The organism is Pandoraea commovens (assembly GCF_902459615.1).
Classification (GTDB): domain Bacteria; phylum Pseudomonadota; class Gammaproteobacteria; order Burkholderiales; family Burkholderiaceae; genus Pandoraea; species Pandoraea commovens.
This window is the reverse complement of record NZ_CABPSA010000001.1, coordinates 1,276,959-1,301,698: the sequence shown is the minus strand read 5'-3', so window position 1 is coordinate 1,301,698 and position 24,740 is coordinate 1,276,959. Positions and strand designations below refer to the sequence as shown.

20 protein-coding genes and 1 tRNA gene are annotated in these 24,740 nt (G+C 62.1%); 13 read left to right on the top strand and 8 right to left on the bottom strand.

All coding sequences use genetic code 11. The annotated features are described in order from the left end of the window. The first annotated feature begins 44 nt into the window (after window positions 1–44). Window positions 45–1,961 (top strand): 1-deoxy-D-xylulose-5-phosphate synthase, encoded by a 1,917-nt coding sequence (gene dxs / locus PCO31010_RS05690; protein WP_150663327.1) that lies wholly within the window; start codon window positions 45–47, stop codon window positions 1,959–1,961. Window positions 1,962–2,160: 199 nt separating this feature from the next. Further along, complete coding sequence (gene folE2, locus PCO31010_RS05685) at window positions 2,161–2,970, top strand: GTP cyclohydrolase FolE2 (protein ID WP_150663326.1); 810 nt, start codon at window positions 2,161–2,163, stop codon at window positions 2,968–2,970. Window positions 2,971–3,073: 103 nt separating this feature from the next. Here folE2 and tsaD read toward each other — a convergent pair whose 3' ends face one another. Further along, window positions 3,074–4,105: a tRNA (adenosine(37)-N6)-threonylcarbamoyltransferase complex transferase subunit TsaD gene (gene tsaD / locus PCO31010_RS05680; RefSeq protein WP_150663325.1), complete on the bottom strand. Its 1,032-nt coding sequence runs from the start codon at window positions 4,103–4,105 to the stop codon at window positions 3,074–3,076. Window positions 4,106–4,195: 90 nt separating this feature from the next. Here tsaD and PCO31010_RS05675 point away from each other — a divergent pair, with 90 nt between their 5' ends. The 3 genes from PCO31010_RS05675 to dnaG all read left to right on the top strand — a co-directional run bounded on the left by PCO31010_RS05675 (window position 4,196) and on the right by dnaG (window position 8,247). Then, window positions 4,196–5,443 carry a BaiN/RdsA family NAD(P)/FAD-dependent oxidoreductase gene (locus PCO31010_RS05675; protein ID WP_150663324.1) on the top strand — a complete coding sequence of 416 codons (1,248 nt, stop codon included), beginning with the start codon at window positions 4,196–4,198 and terminating at the stop codon, window positions 5,441–5,443. A 404-nt stretch (window positions 5,444–5,847) separates the two neighbouring features. Then, window positions 5,848–6,294, top strand: a complete 447-nt coding sequence (locus tag PCO31010_RS05670; protein ID WP_150659826.1) for a GatB/YqeY domain-containing protein — start codon at window positions 5,848–5,850, stop codon at window positions 6,292–6,294. Window positions 6,295–6,363: 69 nt separating this feature from the next. Further along, window positions 6,364–8,247 (top strand): DNA primase, encoded by a 1,884-nt coding sequence (gene dnaG / locus PCO31010_RS05665; RefSeq protein ID WP_150663323.1) that lies wholly within the window; start codon window positions 6,364–6,366, stop codon window positions 8,245–8,247. A 20-nt stretch (window positions 8,248–8,267) separates the two neighbouring features. On the opposite strand, the gene PCO31010_RS26900 is transcribed toward dnaG, so the two are convergent. After that, a complete protein-coding gene (locus PCO31010_RS26900; RefSeq protein WP_246184453.1) occupies window positions 8,268–8,846 on the bottom strand; it encodes a hypothetical protein in 579 nt (192 codons plus the stop codon). A 13-nt stretch (window positions 8,847–8,859) separates the two neighbouring features. Here PCO31010_RS26900 and rpoD point away from each other — a divergent pair, with 13 nt between their 5' ends. Next, complete coding sequence (rpoD, locus tag PCO31010_RS05660) at window positions 8,860–10,965, top strand: RNA polymerase sigma factor RpoD (protein WP_246184452.1); 2,106 nt, start codon at window positions 8,860–8,862, stop codon at window positions 10,963–10,965. A gap of 28 nt (window positions 10,966–10,993) precedes the next feature. Then, window positions 10,994–11,070 (top strand) — tRNA-Ile (locus tag PCO31010_RS05655). Window positions 11,071–11,160: 90 nt separating this feature from the next. On the opposite strand, the gene PCO31010_RS05650 is transcribed toward PCO31010_RS05655, so the two are convergent. After that, complete coding sequence (locus PCO31010_RS05650) at window positions 11,161–11,358, bottom strand: hypothetical protein (protein WP_150663322.1); 198 nt, start codon at window positions 11,356–11,358, stop codon at window positions 11,161–11,163. Window positions 11,359–11,699: 341 nt separating this feature from the next. On the opposite strand from PCO31010_RS05650, the gene PCO31010_RS05645 reads away from it, so the two are divergent. Both PCO31010_RS05645 and PCO31010_RS05640 read left to right on the top strand, forming a co-directional pair. After that, window positions 11,700–12,179, top strand: coding sequence for a carboxymuconolactone decarboxylase family protein (locus PCO31010_RS05645; RefSeq protein WP_039397361.1), 480 nt, complete (start codon window positions 11,700–11,702; stop codon window positions 12,177–12,179). Window positions 12,180–12,190: 11 nt separating this feature from the next. Continuing rightward, complete coding sequence (locus PCO31010_RS05640; RefSeq protein ID WP_150663321.1) at window positions 12,191–12,952, top strand: SDR family oxidoreductase; 762 nt, start codon at window positions 12,191–12,193, stop codon at window positions 12,950–12,952. A 113-nt stretch (window positions 12,953–13,065) separates the two neighbouring features. Here PCO31010_RS05640 and PCO31010_RS05635 read toward each other — a convergent pair whose 3' ends face one another. From PCO31010_RS05635 to PCO31010_RS05625, 3 genes are all read right to left on the bottom strand, one after another. After that, window positions 13,066–14,082, bottom strand: coding sequence for a LysR family transcriptional regulator (locus PCO31010_RS05635; protein WP_150663320.1), 1,017 nt, complete (start codon window positions 14,080–14,082; stop codon window positions 13,066–13,068). A 181-nt stretch (window positions 14,083–14,263) separates the two neighbouring features. Then, a complete protein-coding gene (locus tag PCO31010_RS05630) occupies window positions 14,264–14,686 on the bottom strand; it encodes a cupin domain-containing protein (RefSeq protein ID WP_373275413.1) in 423 nt (140 codons plus the stop codon). A gap of 144 nt (window positions 14,687–14,830) precedes the next feature. Beyond that, entirely contained in the window at window positions 14,831–15,757 is a 927-nt protein-coding gene (locus PCO31010_RS05625; RefSeq protein ID WP_150663318.1) for an RNA polymerase sigma-70 factor, read from the bottom strand. A 328-nt stretch (window positions 15,758–16,085) separates the two neighbouring features. Here PCO31010_RS05625 and PCO31010_RS05620 point away from each other — a divergent pair, with 328 nt between their 5' ends. Further along, on the top strand, window positions 16,086–17,003 hold the full coding sequence (locus PCO31010_RS05620) for an MBL fold metallo-hydrolase (RefSeq protein WP_150663317.1): 918 nt from the start codon (window positions 16,086–16,088) through the stop codon (window positions 17,001–17,003). 31 nt (window positions 17,004–17,034) lie between these two features. Here PCO31010_RS05620 and PCO31010_RS05615 read toward each other — a convergent pair whose 3' ends face one another. Then, window positions 17,035–18,393, bottom strand: a complete 1,359-nt coding sequence (locus PCO31010_RS05615; RefSeq protein WP_174984370.1) for a hypothetical protein — start codon at window positions 18,391–18,393, stop codon at window positions 17,035–17,037. Between the two features lie 304 nt (window positions 18,394–18,697). Between PCO31010_RS05615 and PCO31010_RS05610 the strand changes: the two genes are divergently transcribed. From PCO31010_RS05610 to PCO31010_RS05600, 3 genes are all read left to right on the top strand, one after another. After that, on the top strand, window positions 18,698–20,578 hold the full coding sequence (locus tag PCO31010_RS05610; RefSeq protein ID WP_150663315.1) for a methyl-accepting chemotaxis protein: 1,881 nt from the start codon (window positions 18,698–18,700) through the stop codon (window positions 20,576–20,578). 201 nt (window positions 20,579–20,779) lie between these two features. Further along, window positions 20,780–21,136: a GFA family protein gene (locus PCO31010_RS05605; RefSeq protein WP_150663314.1), complete on the top strand. Its 357-nt coding sequence runs from the start codon at window positions 20,780–20,782 to the stop codon at window positions 21,134–21,136. Between the two features lie 231 nt (window positions 21,137–21,367). After that, window positions 21,368–22,963 carry a methyl-accepting chemotaxis protein gene (locus PCO31010_RS05600; RefSeq protein ID WP_150663313.1) on the top strand — a complete coding sequence of 532 codons (1,596 nt, stop codon included), beginning with the start codon at window positions 21,368–21,370 and terminating at the stop codon, window positions 22,961–22,963. 241 nt (window positions 22,964–23,204) lie between these two features. Here PCO31010_RS05600 and scpC read toward each other — a convergent pair whose 3' ends face one another. Continuing rightward, window positions 23,205–24,701 (bottom strand): succinyl-CoA:acetate CoA-transferase ScpC, encoded by a 1,497-nt coding sequence (scpC, locus tag PCO31010_RS05595; RefSeq protein WP_150663312.1) that lies wholly within the window; start codon window positions 24,699–24,701, stop codon window positions 23,205–23,207. Between the last annotated feature and the right edge of the window lie 39 nt (window positions 24,702–24,740).

Here is a 24,740-nt window from a genome sequence, read left to right as displayed (position 1 = left end):
CAGGGGGAGTTGACCGGTAAAGAACGCCTATATATGGAACGACGATGTACGAACTTCTAAATACTATCGATGACCCGGCCGATTTGCGGCGTCTGGAGCGTCGCCAACTCGCGCCGCTGGCCGAAGAGCTGCGGGCTTTCGTGCTTGAGAGTGTGTCGCGTACCGGCGGCCACCTGTCGTCCAACCTCGGCACGGTCGAGCTGACGATTGCGCTGCACTACGTCTTCAACACGCCGGAAGATCGCATTGTCTGGGACGTGGGCCACCAGAGCTATCCGCACAAGATCCTGACGGGTCGTCGCGAACAGATGGGTTCGCTGCGTCAGCTTGGCGGTATCTCGGGTTTCCCGAAGCGCGACGAATCGCCGTACGACACATTCGGCACGGCGCATTCGAGCACGTCGATCTCGGCGGCGCTCGGCATGGCGCTCGGCGCACGCACGAAGGGTGAGAACCGCTTCGGCATCGCTGTGATCGGCGACGGTTCGATGACGGCCGGTATGGCGTTCGAGGCGATGAACAACGCCGGCGTGCATGAAGACGTGCCGCTGCTGGTCATCCTCAACGACAACGACATGTCGATCTCGCCGCCGGTCGGTGCGCTCAACCGCTATCTGGCCCGTCTGATGTCGGGCCGTTTCTACGCCGCTGCGAAGAAGGGCGTGGAGAAGGTTCTGAGCGTGGCACCCCCGGTGCTGGAGCTGGCGCGCAAGTTCGAAGAGCATGCCAAGGGCATGGTCGTGCCGGCCACGATGTTCGAAGAATTCGGCTTCAACTACATCGGCCCGATCGACGGTCACGACCTCGATTCGCTGATTCCGACGCTCGAGAACATCAAGAATCTGAAGGGTCCGCAGTTCCTGCACGTGGTCACGCGCAAGGGCTATGGCTACAAGCTCGCGGAAGCCGACCCGGTGCTGTATCACGGTCCGGGCAAGTTCAACCCGGCCGAAGGTATCAAGCCGAGCACGAGCAGCAAGAAGACGTACACGCAAGTGTTCGGCGACTGGCTGTGCGATATCGCTGCGGTGGACAAGCGCATTGTGGGCATTACGCCGGCCATGCGCGAAGGCTCCGGCCTCGTGGAGTTCGAGAAGCGTTTCCCGGATCGTTACTACGACGTGGGCATCGCCGAGCAGCATGCGGTGACGTTTGCTGGCGGCATGGCGACCGAAGGTCTGAAGCCGATCGTCGCGATCTACTCGACGTTCCTCCAGCGCGGTTACGATCAACTGATTCACGACGTCGCGCTGCAAAACCTGCCGGTCGTGTTCGCGCTGGACCGCTCGGGCCTCGTGGGTGCCGACGGTGCGACCCACGCCGGAGCGTACGACATTCCGTTCATGCGTTGCATTCCGAACATGGTCGTGATGGCCCCGTCGGACGAGAACGAGTGCCGCCAGATGCTGTACACCGGCGTGCAGATCGACGGTCCGTCGGCGGTGCGCTATCCGCGTGGCGCAGGCACGGGTGCCGTGATCGAACAGACGATGACGGCACTGCCGATCGGCAAGGGCGTGGTCCGTCGCGAGAGCCAGGCGGAAGCCGGACGTCGCGTCGCAATTCTCGCTTTCGGTAGCATGGTGGCCCCGTCGCTTGCTGCGGCAGCGCAACTCGACGCGACCGTGGCCGACATGCGCTTCGTCAAGCCGATCGACGACGAACTGATCGCACGACTGGCGCAAACGCACGACTACCTCGTGACGGTGGAAGAGGGCAGCATCATGGGCGGCGCGGGCTCGGCAGTGGCCGAATCCCTGTTGGCCAGCGGGGGGCATCGACCCGTACTACAATTGGGCCTGCCCGATCGCTTCATCGATCATGGCGACCCGGCGTTGTTGCTGTCCGGTGTGGGTCTGGACGCCGCAGGTATCGCCAAGTCGATCTGCGAGCGCTTCGATCTTCTGTCGGCAGAGGCCGCCCAGACAACCGGCAAGACCGCGGCGAAGCTCGTCGCCTGACCTGTCCGGTAGTCTCGAGTCTGCGAACGATCCGGCCCAAGCGCCGGATCGTTTCGTTTTGAAAGACGCATTCCCCATCCCGTGCCGGGGTTCTCCGGCACGTTCCCGACGCCACTCGGCAGAGGCCCGCGAGCCGTGTGTCGGATACGTTTGCCCATTGCCTCCCCCCAGTCGGCTTGCCGGCAAAGAAGGAAATTAGATGAACCAGATGAACCCCGCTTTCGTCATGCCGGATGTGCAGAGCACCGTCGACACCCGGCAGATTCCGATTCAGCGCGTTGGTGTGCGTGGCGTGCGTCATCCGTTGTCGGTGCGTCTGGCCGACGGCGACGTGCAGGCCACCATCGGCCTGTTCAATCTCGACGTGCATCTGCCTGCCGACCAGAAGGGCACGCATATGTCGCGTTTCGTCGCCTTGCTCGAAGCGAACCGCGAGCCGATGAACGTGGCGGGCTTCCGCGCAATGCTCGCCAGCATGCTCGACAAGCTCGAAGCCGAAGCCGGTCGCATCGAAGTGACGTTCCCGTACTTCATCAACAAGACGGCGCCGGTCTCAGGCGTGCAGAGCCTGATGGACTACGAAGTCACCCTGACCGGCGACGTTCGCAACGGCGAGACGCGCGTGTGGCTCAAGGTGCTCGTGCCGGTCACGAGCCTGTGCCCGTGCTCGAAGAAGATCTCGCAATACGGTGCGCACAATCAGCGCTCGCATATCACCATCGACGCCGAGATCGCAGGCGACATCGCGGTCGAAGAACTGGTGCGGATGGCGGAAGAGGAAGCGTCGTGCGAGTTGTGGGGGCTGCTCAAGCGCCCGGACGAGAAGTACGTGACCGAACGCGCCTATGAGAATCCGAAGTTCGTGGAGGATCTGGTGCGTGACGTGGCGACGCGTCTGAACGATGAGCCGCGCGTCGCAGCCTACGTGCTTCAGGCCGAGAACTTCGAATCGATCCACAACCACAGCGCCTATGCCGTGATCGAGCGAGATAAGCGCGTGGCGGCGTGATCGTCCGAGACTTTCGTCGGACGTAAAAAAACCGCTCCTCGGAGCGGTTTTTTCTTGGGCGTTCGCCGAAGGATGTGCAGATCGTCAGGTCATCGACATCGCGTTACACACTTCGCACGATATCCGCCAGATCCCAGCGCGGGCGCACCGTGTAGGCGTATTCGCTATCCGCTTCGTCCGGCCAGTGCTTGAGACGCATCGCGCCCGCAAAGGCGATCATCGCGCCGTTATCGGTGCAGAACGCGAGGTCGGGGTAGTGCACGCGGTAGCCACGGCGCCGTGCCGCTTCGTTCAACCCGGCGCGCAGTTGAGCGTTGGCACCCACCCCCCCGGCGACGACCAACGTCTTCATGCCGGTCTGCTTCAGGGCAGCCATCGACTTGGCCACGAGGACGTCGACAATCGCGTCGACGAAGCCACGCGCGAGGTCGGATTTTTCCTGTTCGCAGACGTTGCCGCCGAGATTGCGGACCTGCGTGAGTACCGCCGTCTTCAGGCCGCTGAAGCTGAAATCCAGATTGCCCGAGTGCTTCATCGGGCGCGGCAGGTCGAAGCGTCCCGGCGTGCCGAAGTCGGCCAGACGCGAGACGGCAGGGCCGCCCGGATAGCCGAGTCCGAGCAGTTTGGCCGTCTTGTCGAAGGCTTCACCGGCCGCGTCGTCGAGCGTTTCGCCGAGCATAGCGTACTGTCCGAACGCGCGGACTTCCATCAACTGCGTGTGGCCACCGGAGACCAGCAGGGCGACGAAGGGGAAGTCGGGCGCGTCCGGGGCGAGCAGCGGCGACAGCAAATGGCCTTCTAGGTGGTGCACACCGACGACCGGGCGGTCGAGTGCAAAGGCGAGGGCGTTGGCGACGCTTGCGCCCACCAGCAGCGCACCTGCGAGACCGGGGCCTTGCGTGTAGGCGATGGCGTCGACGGCGCTCAGCGGCTTGCCAGCTTGCGCGAGCACCTCTTCGGCCAATGGCAGGGCGCGACGAATGTGGTCGCGTGACGCCAGCTCAGGCACCACGCCGCCGTACTCGCGATGCATCGCAATCTGAGAATGCAGCGCGTGCGAGAGCAGCCCGGCCTCGGTGTCGTAGAGGGCGAGCCCGGTTTCGTCGCAGGAGCTTTCAATGCCTAGAACCAGCATGGCGGATGGGGATGCGCGCAGCGTCAACTTTAATGGGGAACCCGGAAGTATACCAGTCGGCCTCATCGGCTGCCGGTTACAATGCGCGCCATGGAAAAGTTCGATGTAGCGATTGTGGGGGCTGGTGCGGCCGGCCTGATGTGCGCGGCGGTGGCCGGGCAACTGGGCCTGCGCGTGGTGCTCATCGATCACGCGACGCGTCTCGCTGAGAAGATTCGAATCTCGGGCGGCGGTCGCTGCAATTTCACCAATATCAATGCGGGCCCGGCGAACTATCTGTCGGAGAATCCGCGTTTCTGTCGTTCAGCGCTCGCGCGTTACACCCCGCGCGACTTCCTCGATCTGCTCAAGCGCCATCGCATTGCGTGGCACGAAAAGCATCGCGGTCAGCTCTTCTGCGACGAAAGTGCCGAAGACGTCATCGAAATGCTGCGAAACGAGTGTGCAGCGGGGCACGTGCACTGGCGCATGCCGTGTGCGGTCCATACGGTCGCGTACACCGAGGCCGGTGGGGCGCACCGCTATCACTTGACGACAGATGCCGGGCATATCGCGGCAAAACGTCTCGTAATCGCGACTGGCGGACTGTCGATTCCGAAGATTGGGGCGACGGACTGGGGGTATCGAATCGCGCGTCAGTTCGGTCTGGATATCGTAGAGCCGCGACCGGCGCTCGTCCCCCTGATGTTCGATGCGTCGACCTGGGCACCCTTCGTCGGACTGTCGGGTTTGTCGCTGGAAGTCGACGTCAGCACGGGCAAAGGTAAGGATGCGGGCAGCTTTCTTGAGGATCTGTTGTTCACGCACCGCGGTCTGTCCGGTCCGGCGATTCTTCAGATTTCCAGTTTCTGGACGCCGGGACAGCCGATTACGCTGAATCTCGCGCCGACGTCCGATATCGAGGCGGCGCTGTTTGAAGCCAAGGCGTCGTCCAAACGTCAATTGAGCAACTTGCTGGGGCAATGGGTTCCGGCGCGATTGGCGGATGCATGGGTCGCCAATAGCGGCCTCTCGCCGCAAGCGCGCGTGCAGGAGTTGCCGGACAAAGCGCTGCGCTCGCTCGCACAGGCGTTTTCCGGCTGGACGCTCAAGCCTTGCGGCTCGGAAGGCTGGCGCAAGGCGGAAGTGACGCGCGGTGGCGTCGACACCCGCGCACTGTCCTCGGCCACGCTGGAGGCGCGCGCGCAACCGGGGCTGCACTTTGTCGGGGAAGTGGTCGACGTGACGGGCTGGCTCGGTGGCTACAACTTCCAGTGGGCGTGGGCGTCGGCAGTGGCGTGCGCACGGGCGATGTCCGAAAGCATCCAGGCGGCCAAAGCCGCTGGTGACGGCATCTGACCGCCCCAAGGCGACGCGCTGTCGTAGACGGCCACTAGACCGTTATGCTACGATCTCTCCTTCGTGGAGACGGCGCTGTATCTGTCGTAATAGTCGTTTCGGAAGGCGTTTTGGTTACTTTCAGACGCCTCCGGCGCATTGCCTGAAGATTAGCGTCCGATACGCCAGCGACATGAGGCATCGAACAATGCCGGTGTCCGGGCGGTCTAACTCTCCGGCGAGCCCGCTTGTGATCGCACGTGTGATCGTTTCCGCAAGCGGGTTTTTGTGCTTTGTGCCCCCGTGAACGCTGCGCCAGTGCACCGGCAGCGGCGTAGCGCGGTGCGTGTCACACCGTCGCCGTCCTTTTCTTTGGGGCGGCATGCACTACACTGAAACGTAATCGAATTCCGGAATCCCTGCTCATGAGTCTGAAAGAACGCATTAACGAAGACATGAAGACGGCCATGCGTGCCAAGGCCGCCGACAAACTGGGGACCATCCGCCTGCTGCTTGCGGCAATCAAACAAAAGGAAGTCGACGAGCGCATCACCCTCGATGACGCGGCCACCGTTGCCATCGTCGACAAACTGATCAAACAACGCAAAGATTCCATCAGTCAGTTCCAGGCCGCTGGCCGCGCCGATCTGGCCGATAAGGAAGCCGCCGAAGTCGAAGTACTCATGGTCTACATGCCGCAGCAACTCTCGGCAGACGAAGTTGCGCAGGCGGTGAAAGCGGCCGTGGCGCAAACGGGCGCAGCCGGCCCGCAGGACATGGGTAAGGTGATGGGCGTGCTCAAGGGTCTGTTGGCGGGCCGTGCCGACATGACTGCCGTGTCCGCGCAAGTGAAGGCGGCGCTGGCTGCGTAATCCGGTAGTGCGGTAAGGCGCTGTCGCTTGTGCGACGGTGCGGCACCGCGTTGCGATGGCACCGATCCAGTGATTCCCCAGTCGTTTTTGCAGGACTTGCTCAACCGCGTCGATATTGTCGAGGTGGTGGGCCGTTACGTGCAGTTGAAGAAGGGCGGGGCGAACTTCATGGGGCTGTGCCCCTTTCATAACGAGAAGTCGCCCTCATTTACGGTAAGTCCCACCAAGCAGTTCTATCACTGCTTCGGGTGTGGCGCGCACGGCAGCGCGATCAGCTTCCTCATGGAGCATGCCGGGCTCGGATTTGTCGAAGCCGTGGAAGAGCTGGCCCGCAACGTCGGGTTGGACGTGCCGCGAGAAGCGCCCCTGCCGGGCGCACCGGCACCGGCTGCGCAACGTGCGCAGACCCTCGGCCTCGTCGACGTGATGACGCGCGCTTGCGACTACTACCGCAAGCAGCTGCGCGGCGCGCCGGTGGCCATCGAATATTTGAAACGACGTGGATTGACGGGGGAAATCGCAGCACATTTCGGGCTCGGTTACGCCCCGGAAGCCTGGCAGAACCTGGAAGCGGCGTTTGAGAATTATCGCGACGACCAGTTGCTTGATGCCGGTCTCGTCATAGAGAGCGAGAAGGGCGAGCCGGGCAGCACGAAGCGACGCTACGACCGTTTCCGGGACCGGATCATGTTTCCGATCCGAAATACGAAAGGCCAGGTCATCGCCTTCGGCGGACGCGTGCTGGATAAGGGCGAGCCCAAGTATTTGAATTCTCCCGAGACGCCGCTCTTTAGCAAGGGTAGCGAGTTATACGGATTGTTCGAGGCGCGCATCGGCATTCGCGACGCGGGTTACGTGCTGGTGGTCGAAGGCTATATGGATGTCGTGGCGCTGGCCCAGCTTGGTTTTCCGCAGGCGGTCGCAACGCTCGGTACGGCCTGCACGCCGATGCATGTGCAGAAGCTCCTGCGCCAGACCGAAACGGTGGTGTTCAGCTTCGATGGAGATGCGGCGGGGCGCCGGGCGGCGCGTCGTGCACTTGAAGCCTGCCTGCCGCATGCCGACGACAACCGGAGTTTCAAGTTTCTGTTTTTGCCGAGCGAGCACGATCCGGACAGCTATGTGCGCGAGCACGGCACGCAAGCGTTTGCAGACGAAGTCTCGCGCGCCATGCCGATGTCGCAGTTCCTGATCGGCGAAGTGACGGCGGGCAAGGAAATGCACCAGCCGGAAGGGCGGGCGCGTGCGTTGTTCGAGGTCAAGCCGCTGTTGCAGCAGATGCCCGCTAACGCGCTGCGTGGCCAGATCATTCATGCCCTGGCCGAGCGGGTGGGCAGCTCGGTCGAGGAAGTTGCGGAGCTTTGCGAGTTGCACATCGGCGCTGCGCGCCGTCAGAACACGTGGGACAAAGCACCGGCCAAGCGCGAGAAGCGTCGCGTGGTCGGTACCGAGCATCGGGCATTGCAGAACTTGCTGATGTTCCCGGCGCTGGGAAACGAATTAACCGACGAAGAGACCAAGATTTTGCGGGAGATGGGGCAGCACGGCGAGATTTTCTCGGAAGTGCTGACGCTGTGCCGCGAAATGGGTGCGCAGGCCGATTTCCGCTATATGTCGGATCGGCTGCGGATTTCGCCGAACTGGGCCAGTTTCGACGACATCATTCGCGAAATTCTGGCATTTGAAGAAAATGCGCGGGATCTGATGTTGTTCGATCCGGCCGATGAGGCGCAGGTCGAGCGTCGCGAAGAGCAGATCGCTTTACGCCTCACCGAGTTGCGTAGTGCCATCCGGCGTTTGCAGTACGACCGGTTGTGCGAAGAATTGGAGACGATTTTCAAGCGGGCGTCGTTGACGCCCGATGAATTGCGCCACGCTCAAGCGCTGTCGCGGGAACGCGACGAATTGAAGCGGTGGCTGGCTACGGCCAGCACAGGAGGCGCGCGAAGTTGAGGTATGCCCGCGTGCTATAATTAAAGGTTTTCAGTGGGCTGTTTTCTGGCAAGCGAGATCGCTATGGCAAAGATGACAACGACCAGCGGAAAAAAGACGGTTATCCCTTCACCGACAGCTAAACGCGCGACCAGTGCGGCGGCGGCGTCAGGTGGGAAGGGGGCGTCTCGTTCTGCGAAAGCTGGCGTTGCAGCGAAAGCCGGTGCGGTGTCGCAAGCCTCGAAGAAAACAGCCAGCCAGGCAAGTTCGGCGAAACGTACTACGCAAACCAAGGCAGCTGCCGGTGCCAAGAAGGCAATCGGCAATACGGCTGCGAAGGTGACCGATGTCACCAAGCGCAAGAGTGCGACCGCCGCGACGGTGGGGGCTGCCAAGGCAGCCAGGCCGACGGTGAAGTCTGAGCCGCCCGCCACGACCGCGAAAACGGTCAAGGCGACCAAGCCGGCAACGGCCGCGAAGGCGACGGCAGGCGGGAAACCGCAGGCCCGACAACCCGCTGAAAAAAGCGCGAAGAGCGCAACTACCGCCAAGGCTTCGAGCCCGGCGGGCCGCAGTACACCTGCGACGAAAGCCCCACGCAAGACCGGGGCTTCCAGCAAACCGGAGGCAGTGGTGGAGGTTACGTCGGCAGCAGTTGAGCCGGTCGTCCCGACCAAAGCACGCGGCAGAGCCGCGAAGACCGCCGCCCCGGGGGAGCAGAACGTCGCAGCGAATACTAATGATCAACCCGTGAACGAAGATCAGACCAAAGTGGAAAAGCAGAAGGCGCGTGATCGCCGGGCAAAAGAGAAAGCACTGCTCAAGGACGCATTTTCCTCGCACCAGCCCGGTACGGCCGAGGAACTTGAGGAACGTCGTGGCAAGCTGCGGACACTGATCAAGCTGGGCAAGGAACGAGGCTTCCTGACCTTTGCAGAGATCAATGACCACCTCCCCGACGATGTGGTCGAAGGCGACGCGCTGGAAGGCGTGATCGCAACGTTTAACGACATGGGCGTGGCTGTCTACGAGCAGGCACCCGATGCCGAGACGCTGCTGCTCAACGACAATGCCCCGAACGCTGCGACGGACGACGAAGTTGAGGAGCAAGCGGAAGCGGCCCTCTCGACGGTCGATTCGGAGTTCGGCCGCACGACCGACCCGGTGCGTATGTACATGCGCGAAATGGGCACGGTCGAGCTGCTGACGCGTGAAGGGGAAATCGAGATCGCCAAGCGCATCGAAGAAGGCCTGAAGCACATGGTGCAGGCCATCTCCGCATGCCCGACGACGATTGCCGAGATCCTGGCGATGGCCGAGAAGGTCGAGCGCGAAGAAATGCGCATCGACGAAGTGGTCGACGGCCTGATCGATCCGAATGCGGAAGCCAATGCGGCCGCCGCAGCCTCTGACGACGAAGACTTCGACGCTGATGCGGAAGAAGAAGAGGAAGAAGAGGAAGAGGAAGACGGCGACGAGGAAGAGGATAGCAGCAACGGCGGCGCAGCTTCGGCAGCGCAGGTCGAGCAGCTCAAGCGTGACTCGCTTGCCAAGTTCGCCGTGATCGCCGACTGGTTCGGCAAGATGCGTCGTGCGTTCGAGAAGGAAGGCTACCAGTCCAAGTCGTACGTGAAGGCTGGTGAGTCGATCCAGGCTGAACTGATGATGATCCGCTTCACTGCACGTACGGTCGAGCGTCTGTGCGACACGCTGCGTTCGCAGGTGGACGAAGTGCGCAACATCGAGCGTGCGATCCTGAACATCGTGGTCGACAAGTGCGGCATGCCGCGTGCGGATTTCGTGTCGCGTTTCCCGGGCAACGAAACCAATCTCGACTGGATCTACACGGTTGTGGCCGACAACAAGGCGTACAGCTCGGTGGTTGAGCGTAACGTGCCGGCCGTTCAGGAATTGCAGCAGAAGCTGATCGACCTGCAAGCGCGCGTGGTGTTGCCGCTGACCGAGTTGAAGGACGTCAATCGCAAGATGTCGGAAGGCGAACGCCGTGCCCGCAAGGCCAAGCGCGAGATGACCGAAGCGAACTTGCGTCTGGTGATTTCGATTGCGAAGAAGTACACGAACCGTGGTCTGCAGTTCCTGGATCTGATTCAGGAAGGCAACATCGGCCTGATGAAGGCGGTGGACAAGTTCGAATACCGTCGTGGTTACAAGTTCTCGACGTACGCGACGTGGTGGATCCGTCAGGCCATCACGCGTTCGATCGCGGACCAGGCACGTACCATCCGTATTCCGGTGCACATGATCGAAACGATCAACAAGATGAACCGGATTTCGCGTCAGATTCTGCAGGAAACCGGTGTTGAGCCGGATCCGGCGACGCTGGCCGAGAAGATGGAAATGCCGGAGGACAAGATCCGCAAGATCATGAAGATCGCGAAGGAACCGATCTCCATGGAAACGCCGATCGGTGACGACGACGATTCGCATTTGGGCGATTTCATTGAAGATACCGGCACGGTCGCCCCTGCCGACGCCGCATTGCATGGTAGTATGCGCGACGTCGTGAAGGACGTGCTCGATTCGCTGACGCCGCGGGAAGCCAAGGTGTTGCGCATGCGATTCGGTATCGAGATGAGCACGGACCATACGCTCGAGGAAGTGGGCAAGCAGTTCGACGTGACGCGTGAGCGTATTCGTCAGATCGAAGCCAAGGCGCTGCGCAAGCTGCGCCACCCGAGCCGTTCCGACAAGCTCAAGTCGTTCCTCGAAGGCAATTGATTGCTGCTGAGCGAGCGCCGGTAGTTTAGGGCCGTTAGCTCAGTTGGTTAGAGCAGAGGACTCATAATCCTTTGGTCGCTGGTTCAAGTCCAGCACGGCCTACCAAAAAACACTGTTGTATAAGCACCTTACGCCGCTCTAACCAGCGGCGTTTTTCTTTTCTGCACCTGCTGTGACCAAAGCTTGCCCCGACCCCTACCACGTCGGCCGAAGCGAGTAGGCGCGGCGGAAGTACGACCGGCCGAATTCGGTGGGTTCGAAGTGCGTGCCCACCCGATGTATCAACTCGCGAGCGAGCAACGCGTTAATGACAGCATCGGGCGGCTGGTTGGGGCTCTTTTCCGCAATGGACTGGAGCGCGGCAGTAATGGCGGGCGCTGAAAGGGCGAGCATGTTGGCTCCTGTAGACGTCTTGAGGCCCTCGGCGCTGTGATTCGATAGCGCTTGCTCGGGTGAGCGTACTTTCCAGACTAAAGCCGCTGTATGACGCGAATGTGTGCGGCATCACTTGAGGTTCCCTCTCTCGCTTATACGCTTGTTACGCTGGGGGCTCAACGCAATTCGTGTAGGTGTTTTCGCGCCTCGCGCGTATTGTTGCCAATAGGGCAACACGATAGTCCCCGCCCGGGGGCTTCTGACGGTGCTTGTGTCGACCTACGATAGGGGTGTTGTTCACGTATGCGTGAAACCCGTCAACCGCTGACGGGGCGCGCCAACCCAATGAGGAAGTCATCATGAGCCAACGTCTGAACGCCTTTGCCCAATCCCCGGAACTCTTCAAGAAGTTCGTCGAATTCGGCATGTTGCTCAAGTCGAGCGCCATCGAGTCGTCGATTCTGAGCCTTGTTGAAATCCGTGCCTCGCAAATTAACGGTTGCGGCTTCTGCCTCGACATGCACGTCAAGGAAGCGAAGATTCGCGGCGAAGGCGAACTGCGTCTGCACCACGTCGCGATCTGGCGCGAATCGACCTTGTTCTCGGCACGCGAGCGCGCCTGTCTCGCCTGGACCGAAGCGCTCACCACGCTCGGTGCACACGGCGTGTCCGACGAAATCTACGAGCGAGTGCGCGGCGAGCTGTCGGAGAAGGAAATCTCGGATCTCAGTTTCGCCATCATGGCCATCAACGGCTGGAACCGCCTCAACGTGGGCTTCCGCACCGTTCCCGGCTCGGCCGACAAGGCTTACGGGCTGGACAAGGCCAACTTCAGCTGAGCGGCCCCGCCATGAAAATTCTGGTTATCGGCGGTACCGGCCTGATCGGCCGAAAACTCGTCGCACGGCTTATCGAACTGGGTCATGAAGCGATTGCAGCCTCACCCGCCACGCATGTGAATACGATCACCGGAGAAGGACTCGACGACGCGCTCGTCGGCGTTCACACCGTGGTCGATGTGGCCAACTCGCCTTCGTTCGAAGACAAGGCCGTGCTGGAGTTCTTCCAGACATCGAACCGGAATCTGCTCGCGGCCGAGGCACGCGCCGGTGTGCGCCACCACGTTGCGCTGTCCGTTGTGGGCACGCAGAAGCTTGCCGAGAGCGGATACTTCCGCGCGAAGATCGCGCAGGAAGCGCTGATCGCACAAGGCGGCATTCCGTACACCATTGTTCACAGCACCCAGTTCTTCGAATTCCTGGGCAGCATCGTGCAATCGGGGACCCAGGCTGACGAGGTGCGTCTCCCGACGGCGTTCGTTCAGCCGATTGCCTCCGACGATGTGGCACTGGCGCTGGCCGATTCGGCGCTGGGCGAGCCGGTGAACGGCGTCGTGGAAATCGCAGGTCCGGAGCGTGTGCGAATGGCCGAGCTGGCAGCGCGCTACCTGCACAAGACAGGTGACGGCCGTACCGTGCACGCCGACCCGAACGCCCGCTATTTCGGGGCATTGCTCGACGACGACATGCTGGTGCCCGGCACGACGGCTCCCCGTCTGGGCAAGACCGACTTCGACACGTGGTTCAGCCGCGCGAACGAGCGTCGGGCATAGCGAACGCAAGCGCCTTCATCGATCTGTAGACCGCATCTGCGGCCTCCCCTTCAAAGTCCAATGGACAAGCGCGGGAGGCCGTTGCGCATATTCCGGCGGCTATCCGCACCTGCCTACGCGGCGTGCGCTTGATTCACCAGCAGATCGTTGTGCAAGACATGCAGGTCCATCGCGCGGATCTGCTCCGTCATGTAGTCGATAAACACACGAATGCGAGCCGGTAAGTGCTGTCGGCTCAGAAAGCACACGAAGTGTCCCCGATCCTCCGGCGCATATTGCGGCAAGCAGGCAACGAGACGGCCGGTGCGCAGGTGATCGCCCACCTGATAGGCCGCCATCTGCGCGATTCCTTGAGCGTCGAGTACCGATTGCAGCACGAGGTCTTCGTCGTTGAAGGTCAGCATGGCGTTTGGCGAAATCTTGCGCGCCCGCCCGTCGACCCTGAACTCCCATTCCGACACCCGACCCGACGCCAGCCGGAAATTCACTCCCCGGTGATCGGCGATCTCGTCGACGTTCTGCGGAAGCCCATGCTTAGCGACATAGTCGGCAGACGCACACAGCACCATCTGCATCGGGATCACCTTCCTGGCGATGACGCGGCTGTCTTCCATCCGGCCGTTACGAAACGACACGTCAATGCCATCGGTGGTGAAGTCGGTCGGGCTGTCATCGAGCACCAGCTCGATGGAGATGTTCGGATTGGCTTCGCGAAATCCACCCAGCAGGGGCGCCAGAATCTTGCGCCCGAAGTCCACGGTCGAGCACACGCGCAGCTGTCCCGACGGCGGCCCTTCGCGCAACTCACGCATGTCGTCCATCGCCTGCACGATCCGCTGGACGCCCGGATGACACTGCTCGTAGAAGCGTTTGCCTTCGTCGCTGAGCGACGTGTTGCGCGTCGTACGGACAAAGAGGCGCGTGCCGAGCTGGTCTTCGAGCTTCTGCACGCTGCGGCTGACCGCCGAGCGGCCAATGCCCAGCCGGTCGCCCGCCTTGGCAAAGTTACCTTCGGCCACCACGGCGATGAACGCCACGACGCCTGCATAACTCGTCGCGAAACTGTCGGCCAGCGAGTCGGCCCGCTTGGGACTCTGGGAGATCGAGAGTGCTGATGAAGGTGTCGACATGGTCACTGGGCCGCCGTTGGTTGTGCCTGCTGATAAGACGGCCCGGCGATACGTTCTGTGACATCGAACGCAAAAAAAGCTGACCTTCCAGGGGAAAGGCCAGCTTGGAAGCACGCCCGGCGGGGCGCACAGGGAAGCGCAAGCGGCTCGGGGCAGCGTGTGGCGGGTTAGCGCACCGGGATCATCTGATCGGAATCAGCGCCGGGGCGCCTTGTTGCTTGATGAGCATGACCAGAAATTTGGCGGGTTTCGTCTTGCTGGCGTTGCGCCCGACCGTGTGAACGTCTTCGGGGCCTTCATAGAACGTCTGACCGGCCGTGAGCGTGACTTCCTTGCCGCCTTTGACTTGCATGACGATACTGCCTTCGAGCACATACACGAAGCCATAGGCGTTGTGGCGATGCACCGGGTCCTGCGCGCCGGGCGGGTAATCGACGGTCAACATCAACGCGTCTTTGCCGGGAATGTCGGGCAAGGCTTTTTCCATCAGTTCCGACACGACGGGCTGCGGCGGCGCTGCGTTCGCGACCGGGCCAACGAAGGCACCGGTGACGGCAAGCGTTAAAACGCCTGTCGCCAGTTGGGTGCGCGTGGCGCGTTTCATGATCTTCAACATGGCTTGTCCTCGGCAAGGGAAGAGGTCCTTATCGTATGAGGGCATGCCGCACGGCGGTAGCACCGCGCAGGGGATCGCCATGTTGCCTGTCGCGCACCAAAGCCGGTGCGCCTGTTTCAGTGCATCGGCGAACTACCGCTTCCCGATGGCGGCAGCGATGCGTTCGAGCTTGTCGGGATTTCGTTGCACCAGAATGCGCGTGAGACGTTCGCCGTCGGTCTCAAACGACTGCGCGGATTCCAGCTCGCCGTCGATGAAGCGCAGCAGCGCCCATTGACCGTTGATCTGGATGACTTCGGTACGCATCGCGTCGCGGAACCGGAGCGTGCCCGCGTAGAACAGTTGGGCCAGACGTTTACCGCCGACCAGACTGCGGAAGGCGTTGACCTTGCCGCCGCCGTCGCCCACGAGTTCGGCATCGTCGCTGAGCAGCGCGTGCAAGCCGTGGAAATCGCTGCGTTGCATGGCGTCGGAAAAGGCCAGCAGCAGACGGTGCAGGGTGGCGCGTGGCACCGCGTCGCGGGGCGTGCCGTCGCGCAGTTGCTGCCTTGCACGACGCACGAGCTGACGCACTGCCGCCGGTGTCTTGCCGAGTGTCTGCGCGATGTCCTCATAGTCCGCGTCGAAGACGTCGCGCATCAGGAAGGCGGCGCGGGCATCGGGCGAGAGGCGTTCGAGCATGTACAGGAACGCCACCGACACGTCGTCGGCCAACTCGTGTGCCTGCTCGGGTGTCGCGGGGGCGGACATCAGCATCGGCTCCGGCAGCCAGACGCCGGTGTAATGCTCACGCTCCGCCTTCGCGGCTCGCAGTCGGTCGATGGACAAGCGCGTCGTGATGGTCACGAGCCACGCCTCCGGCGTCTCGATGGTCGCGCGCTCGGTACCGTTCCAGCGCAGCCATGCTTCCTGCACCACGTCTTCGGCTTCGGCCACGGCACCCAGCATGCGATAGGCGATCGCGTACAGCCGGGGGCGATGGCGTTCGAACAGCAACAGCGGGTTGTGGTCGATGCCGGAGTCGGGGGTGGAAGCGGAAGAGGAAGCGGAAGCGGTCATGAAGGGAGGGAAAGCGCCAGTGGCAAAGCTTCGGGCGGTCCATTTTGCCCCACCGCATGCCCCTCGACAAGGACGCACGGTGTTGCCTGCGAGACAACAATTCGGTCCGCGCCGAGAGACACGTCGACATATGCAGCGTCTCACGCATTGGAGGGCATTGGTGGGCATTGGCCTGCATTGGTGCATGAAGCACAACAACGCGCTTCCTCCCGTCTATCTACCGCCATCGTGGGACGGCACCTACGATGCAGTCGCTTCACTGCGTTTCGTCCCCCCACATACCACCCGGAATCCGGCCGACAACCGGCCGCGCTTGAGGAGATTCACGATGACCGCGACAGACAACACTTTGTTCGCCAGCGAAAACCGACCCGTCGATCTGGTGCCCTCCCGCTACGCGCTACGCATCGGCGACATCGAAGCGATGGTGATCAGCGACGGCGTGCTGCCGTTGCCGACGGCGACGATGGCCACCAACGTTGCGCCGTCCGACCTGGCAGCATGGCTCGACGACATGTGCATGCCGCCGGACGCCTTCGACTGGCCGCTCAATGTGATGGCGGTTCGCAGTGGCAGCCAGACCATCCTCATCGACGCCGGGCTGGGTGGTCAGTTTCCCGGATTCCCGCGTGCGGGCCTGTTTCCGCAGCGACTCCAGGCCGCTGGCATTTCGCTGGAATCGATCACGGACATTATCGTGACCCATATGCATATGGATCACGTGGGCGGTCTGCTTGTCCCCGAGGTCAAGTCGCGTCTGCGTCCGGACGTTCGTATTCACGTGTCGGAGACCGAAGTCGCCTTCTGGACGTCGCCCGATTTCTCGCACACCGTTATGCCGACGCCGGTCCCGCCCGTGCTCCGCACGACGGCGACGGCCTTCTACAACGCGTATCGCGAGCAGTTACAGACGTTCGAGCATTCGCGCGAGGTCGCGCCGGGCGTGACCGTTCGCATCACGGGCGGCCATACGCCGGGGCACAGCGTGGTCGATCTCGTCTCGGGGGATGAGCGGCTGACGTTCGCGGGGGACGCCATGTTCCCGGTCGGCTTCGACCATCCCGAATGGCAAAACGGCTTCGAACACGACCCCGAAGAGTCGACGCGTGTTCGCATTGGTCTCTTCGAAGAACTCGCGGAGAACCGTGGCCTGCTGGTGGCGGCCCACCTGCCGTTCCCGTCGCTCGGCCGCATTGCGCGCAATGGTGATGCCTACCGCTGGGTGCCTGTGATCTGGGATTTCTAAGCGCCTGAACTGTCCGGGAGGGGGGCGGTGCTTACTGTTCGCCGTCCTCTTCGGAAAGGTGGCTTCCGTCCTCCTCCTCGTTCATCTCACTTTCCTTCTCGTCGTCATGGTCGTGATCGTGAACGTGGTTCTGCGGCTCGGATCGCGCGATGTACGCCTGGAGTTCTTCGCCCATGTGGCGTGGCTTACTCGTGGTCCAACTGATTGGGTTGTGCGGGGCGACGCGCCCGCCGGCGTTGGTGATGATGAGTGGATTGCCCTGGTGTGTGTATGGCCCGGCCGTCGACACGCCGAACGATGCGAGGCCGGTATTTTGCGCCAGGAACGAGAACTGCGACGGCAGATGCTGATCGAGCAGGCCGCCGTACGTTCCGACCGTATTGGCCATCTCCTGATTGCATCCGCCGGGGAAGCCGCTTTCGCCGAATTTGCCGCAGGATGCGCGATTCTCGACGATGTCCGTCGTTACGCCCGGCATTCCAAGGACTGACGAAAGGTATTCCATATCGTCTTCGGTTGGATCGTCCGGGACGACTCGCTCGGTATCGATCCCCATCATGGACGCCATGTTGTTCAGATCCGTTGCGTTCTTCTCGACAGCCTTCTCGAACCCTTGACTATGCACAGCTAGCGCTTCAGCGTGAGCCGTCTTGCGGCCTGGCGGCAGTGTCACCCCTTGCGGCGGCCGACCTTGCATGAAGACGTTCTGTTTGTGAAACGCAAACGGGGACGTTCCGGGAAGGCTGCTCAGCGACGTACTCTGACCGGTCGGGTTGAAGACCTGTCGATTGTCGTCAGGCCCGTTCGTCATGATGACGGCGTAAGTGTTTTGTCCGCTGAAAGCCGTCTTGCCCGGCTCGGTCACGAAGGCGGAGCCACCCTCCATGACCGACCCCACCTGATTCTGATGAACCTGCCCGCCTGTCGTGAGCACCGGACCGAAGTGCGCGGGGTACTGATGCAGCGCGGCGGAAAGCGGATTCTCAGGCGTCGGCACCGGCCCTGTCGGTGGCTGGAACTGAAAGTTGACTGGTGGGCGTTCCCGCTGCGCCTGTTCCGCACGTTCGCGCCGAACCTGTTCTTCGGCCGCCTTCGCCTGCTCGTAGGTAGGAAATTCGCGGCCCGGGACTTCGGAGCTTCGGTACGGGCGTCCGTTTCGCCCGCCGGTGACCACGCGCTGAATCGGCGGTGCGTTCGACACAGGCATAGCGGAACGTGTCGAATGGCGATCTGCCATCGCTTGAATCGCGCTGTGCTGCGAGGCGACGGGGCGATTGTCGGAAATGCCGGAGATACCGGTGAACCGGGCGCTTTCACGCTTTTGAATCGGATGCCGCGATGCGACATGGTCACAGCCACAGGGTTCGGCGCGTTCGACGAGCTGTTTCACGGAATTCACCTGAATTCGAGAGTGAACGAGGCAACTGACGGTCACCGCACTATAGCCGACGCGTGCGTCGTATGTCCCGGCTCTGTGCAGCAATCGAGACGGTCTGCATATCCATTCGTATCACTGACGTTTCGCCATCCGTAACGATAGGCAAATATGAAGTCAATGATTCGGGTTAATACCTAAAGTTTTCGCTGCGACTGCCGTAATTTCCGAGGTGGAACCTCCCACCTCGTGGAGCCGGTAGCCTGGGTGCCGGTCTCTTGTCTTTCGATCCCCCTAGCCGCAGGCCTGCCTCGACAGCATGACAGTATCTTCGCTTAGAACACGCATCATTCTGATCGCGTGTGCCACCGTCATTGGTGCACTGATCCTCTCCGGCATTACCACTTACATCATCGTGCGCGACAGCATGATGTCCACCATCTCCAACACGCTCGACGCGGTCGCACGGGGCAACACGCTCGCGGTGGAACGCTGGGCGGCTGCCAAGGGCCAGTCGGTCGTCGGCACTGCCGCAGCCGTCGAAAAGGGCGAGCAGGGCGTGGCGCTCACGAAGCTGCTCGGCGCGACCAACGGTTTCCCGATTTCCAGCATTGGCTGGAGCGACAAGTCGTACTTCTCCAGCGGCCCCACGCCGCCCGACTACGATCCGACTGCGCGCCCCTGGTACAAGGGCGCGACTGCGGCGGGCAAGCTGACCGTCGTCAAGCCGTATGCCGACATCGCTTCGGGCAAGCTTTACGTGTCGTTCGCCGCGCCGATTCTGCGTGACGGACAGACGCTCGGCGCCGTGAGCGGGGCGGTGCCGCTCGACGCCGTGCAGGACGTCGTCAAAGCCGTGCACCCCACGCCGTCGAGCCTGGCGTTCGTGGTCTCGCGTGACGGTCTCGTCATCGCACACCCCGACGAGAAGTTCATGCTCAAGCAGTCGAGCGACCTCGCCTCGGTGCTCACGCCCGACGCACTCGTCAAGATGGAGCACGCCACCGAGCCGACGGAAGTCGAACTTGGCGGTGCACCCAAGCTCGTCAAGACGCAACCGGTGCCGGGCACCGACTGGCTCTTCGTCGTGGCGCTCGACAAGGCGGAAGCGACTGCCGGTCTCTCGCGCGTGCTGAGCGGCACGGTCATCTCGCTGATCGTGCTGACGTTGTGCGCCATCGGTATCGCGAGCTTCTTCACGTCGCAAGCGTTCCGTCGTCTGTCGCAGGTGCGAGACGCCATGGATACCATCGGTTCCGGCGGCGGCGATCTGACGCGTCGTCTGGATGTCGTCGGTCACGACGAAGTCGCGCAGATCTCGACGTCGTTCAACGCATTTGTGGACAAGATCAGTACCGTCATGCTCGACGTGCGCTCCGGCGTTCACGGCATGACTTCGGCGACCAGCGAAATCGAAATGGGCAACCGCGATCTGTCGCAGCGCACGGAGTCTTCCGCCGGTACGTTGCAGGAGACCTCGGCGGCGCTCACCGAGCTGACGGCCAGCGTCAAGCAGACGGCCGAGGCCGCCGAACATGCCACGCGTCTGGCGGGCGACGCCAGCGACGCCGCCGCGCGCGGCGGGGAAGTCGTGACCGGCGCTGTCACCACGATGAGCGAAATCGCCAAGTCGTCGGAGCGGATTACCGAGATTATCGGTGTGATCGACGGCATTGCTTTCCAGACCAACATCCTGGCGCTCAATGCTGCGGTGGAAGCGGCGCGTGCGGGTGAGCAGGGACGTGGCTTCGCGGTCGTGGCCGGTGAAGTGCGCACACTGGCGCAACGTAGCGCCGCTGCCGCGCAGGAAATCAAAACGCTTATCGAAGCCTCGGTGCAAAACGTCAAGAGCGGCACGCAACGCGTGCAGGCGGCGGGCGATACGATGGGCGAGATCGTCGACGGTATTTCCCGCGTGCGCCGCCTGATCGGCGAGATTCACTCGGCGGTGACGGAGCAGAGCACCGGGATCAGCCAGATCGACCGTAGCGTGGCCGAAATGGATCAGTCGACGCAACAGAACGCGGCACTGGTGGAGGAATCGGCAGCAGCGTCCGCAATGCTCAGCGAGCAGGCACGCAACCTCGCCGAGACCGTGGCGCTGTTCCAGCTTCGCGAGCACAGCCGTCATGGTGTCACCGTGATGCACACGTCCCAAGGCGGGCGCGGTTCGCGCGACGAACCGGCACTCGCGGCGTAAATGCGTCAGCGAGCGCTTCGGCGCGTTCGCTGACGTCGCTTTACCGCCTCACCTTTGGTACGCCGGCGCACCGTCGCCGCCCGCTGCCCGCCCGCTGGAATATGTCGCACAATAGAGCGCATTCCGGCGGGCACTTCCCGAAGTCCTTCCCATCCCGAATCACCGCCGGTAGCGTTTTCCCTTTTTCGAAGGAGCGACGTCATGGCGAATCAACAATACTCAGGCGGCTGTCATTGCGGCGATCTTCGCTTTGCGGCGAATATTGACTTGTCCAAAACAATTACGTGCAATTGTTCTATCTGTAAAAAGCGCGGATTGATTCTCGCTTTTACGCCGATTGCCGAGTTTTCGCAAACGACTGGCGAAGGAAAGGCGCGGGAATATCTTTTCAATAAGCACGTCATTCGTCACCAGTTCTGTCCGAATTGCGGCGTCGAAGCCTTCGCGTTTGGTCAAATGCCGGATGGGTCAAAAATGGCCGCAGTGAATGTGCGCTGTATCGACGACATCGATCTCGATGCCGTCCACCCAACTCCCTTTGATGGTGCAAGTCGATGATGCGATAGATAGTCAAATATATGACAATGAATATTTAATAATATTCAAATGATTATTGGCTTAACCATCGCAGTCAAAGAAGTAAATCTCTGAAAAAACGTTTCGGCTTCCGGAATTTGAAATATTTCGAAAGCCATTGCGTGAGAATCAGGGGTTTATTGGCTCAAGTTTTTTGAATGGTCGCCCGTTATCGCATGCGATTGTTATCGTTTTTTCGCATTTGGAGCGGGCATGAAGTTCTTGGGTAGTCTCAAAATCGGCACACGGCTGACCGTCGGGTTCGCCATCACGCTGATTCTCTTGTGTATCGTGGGCGGCATGGCTGTCTTTCAGGCGTCGCGCATCTACGGGGGAACACGCGATCTGGCCGACAACTGGCTGCCCAGTGTGCAGACGCTCGGCACCGCGCAAGTGGCCGCCAACGCAGCGCGACGCGCGACGCTCGCCACGCTGCTGACAACCGTCGACAGCACGCGTAAGGACGAAGAGGCTAAACGTCTGGCATCTATCGACCTGATGAACAAGACGCTCGACAGCTACAGCAGCATGGTGGCGTCGAGCGAAGACCGTCGTGCCTACGACGCAGTGAAGGCGGCCTGGGCCGACTATCTGGCCCTCGACAATCGTGTCGCCGCGCTGGAGCAGGGCGATGAAGAGGCAAAGACGCAAGCCCGCACCATCGTTATGACGGAGGCAGTCAAGCGCTTCGGGACGCTCAGTGACCGGCTGACCGAGCACGTTGCCATTAACCGCGCGGGTGCGGTCGGTGCGACGGACGCCGCGGCCGCCAACTATCACGCCGCTTTCATCGCCACTGTTGTGCTGATTCTGCTGGCGCTGGCCGTGGCGACATTCACGGCATGGCTCATCACGCGCTCCATCACCGGACCGATTGGCCGGTGTGTGGAGATCGCGCAGACGGTCGCGCGCGGGGATCTCAGCTCGCGTATCGACGTGCAAGGCCAGGATGAACTGGCGCTGCTGCTCGGTTCGCTTAAGGACATGAACGCCAAGCTCGCGCAGGTCGTGGGTCAGGTGCGCAACACGAGTGAGAGCATTGCCACCGGCTCGGCGCAGATTGCGGCTGGCAACACCGATCTGTCGTCACGCACGGAGCAGCAAGCGGCGTCGCTGGAGGAAACGGCGGCGAGCATGGAAGAGCTGACGACGACCGTCAAGCAGAATGCGGACAACGCAGAGCAGGGCAATGTGCTGGCGTCGAACGCTTCGCACATCGCACAACGCGGCGGAGAAGTCGTGCGTCAGGTCGTTGACACGATGCGCGAAATTTCGGACGGATCGGCGCGCGTGGCGGACATCACGAGCGTGATAGAAGGGATTGCGTTCCAGACCAACATCCTCGCGCTCAACGCGGCGGTCGAAGCGGCGCGCGCGGGTGAGCAGGGACGCGGATTCGCGGTGGTCGCAGGCGAAGTGCGTACGCTGGCACAGCGCAGTGCGAACGCTGCGAAGGAAATCAAGGAGCTGATCGACGCGTCGACGCGTCAGGTGAGCGAGGGCGCAAAGCTCGTCGCCGATGCGGGCAACACGATGGACGAAGTAGTGCATGCCGTCAAACGGGTGACCGATCTGATGGCGGAAATCGCCGCCGCGTCGACCGAGCAACGCACGGGTATCGAGCAGGTGAATCAGGCCGTCATGCAGATGGATACCGTCACGCAACAGAACGCAGCGCTGGTGGAAGAAGCCTCGGCGGCCGCGCAGTCGATGGCGGCACAGTCGAGCGGCCTGCGCGAACTGGTGTCGATCTTCCGTATCGACGGTGCGGCCAATCAGGGACAGCCAGCCCGGCAGATTTCCGCCTGAACCTCAGCAAGGTGTGTCCCGGTGCATCTCAGTGCAGGCGCACCCGTCACCTTGTAAAAGACGGCTCGCCCGCGCACGCCGGCGAGCCGTGAATGCCGGAACGCTCTCACCAGCGCCCGGCCCATGAGACCGCATGCGTCTCACGTTCTTCTCGGCACCGACACGAAGGGTCGATACCGGCCAATCGGCGTCCGTTCGCCCGCCCCCCGGCGATGGCGTCCGGCACCGATGTCCAATGAAGTTATTTCCCCACCAGCATCGAGCCGCGCTCGCGCAAGTTGACGTGCAGATCGAACGCACGCTCAAGGGCATGCGGCGTCTGGCCGCCATAGCGAAGGGCGTCGCGATAGTAGTCGCGCAACACCTCGCGGTAGCTCGGGTGGGCGCAATTGTCGATGACGAGATTCACGCGCTCGCGCGGGGCGAGGGTGCGCAGATCGGCCAGTCCCTGCTCCGTCACGATGATGTCGACGTCGTGTTCGTTGTGATCGACGTGCGGCACCATCGGGACGATGCTCGAAATCTTGCCGTCCTTGGCAATCGACTTCGTCGCGAAGATCGCCATGCGCGCGTTGCGGGCGAAATCGCCCGAGCCGCCGATGCCGTTCATCATGTGCGTGCCGCCGACGTGCGTCGAATTGACGTTGCCGTAGATGTCCACTTCAAGCGCGGTATTGAGCGCGATCAGCCCCAGACGGCGAATCACTTCCGGATGATTGCTGACCTCTTGCGGACGCAGCACGAGCTTGTCGCGATAACGCTCCAGCCGCTTGAATACGCGGTCCTGCACGGCCTGCGAGACCGTGATCGACGAGCCTGAAGCAAACACCATCTTGCCCGCGTCCATCAGATCGAACGTGGAGTCCTGAAGCACTTCCGAGTACATCGTCAGGTCTTCGAACGGCGATTCGATGAAGCCGCTGAGCACGGCGTTCGCGATGGTGCCGATGCCCGACTGAATGGCGGGCAAGGTGCGCGGCAGGCGTCCACGCGAGACTTCGTGCTGGAAGAATTCGATGAGATGCCCGGCGATGCGTTGCGTGTCGGCGTCTGGCGGCAGCGCGTTCGAGGCGCTGTCGGGCGTGTCGGTAATGACGATGGCCGCGATCTTTTCCGGCGCGATCTTGACGACGTTCGTGCCCACGCGGTCGCGCACGTCGACGATCGGCAGCGGTGCGCGATGCGGACGCTGGCCCGGAATCCAGATGTCGTGCATGCCTTCGAAGGCGAGCGGCTGCGCGAGGTTGATCTCCACGATCACCTTTTCCGCGAGGATCGCGAAGCTCGCCGAATTGCCGACCGACGAACTCGGCACGAGGCCGCCGTCTTCGGTGATGGCGACCGCTTCGATCACCGCGACGTCCAGCTTGCCGAACTGACCGGTGCGCAGGAATTCGACCGTCTCGGAGAGATGCTGGTCGACGAACATCACTTCGCCGCGATTGATCGCGCTACGCAACGTCGTGTCGACCTGAAACGGCAGCCTTTTGGCGAGCACGCCAGCTTCCGTGAGCGTCTTGTCGGAGTCATGCCCCAGCGACGCCCCGGTGATCAGCGTGATCTTCATCGGGTTGGCTTTGGCTCGGCGGGCCAGCGCAATCGGCATGTCCTTGGCGTCGCCGGCGCGGGTGAATCCGCTCATACCGACCACCATGCCGTCGCCCACGAGCTTGGCAGCATCGTCGGCAGTCATCACCCGGTCGCGTAGCGACGCCAGGCGAATGCGGTCTTCAAACATCGTGAGGCTCCTCGTCTCTTCTCGTCTCTTATTCGAATC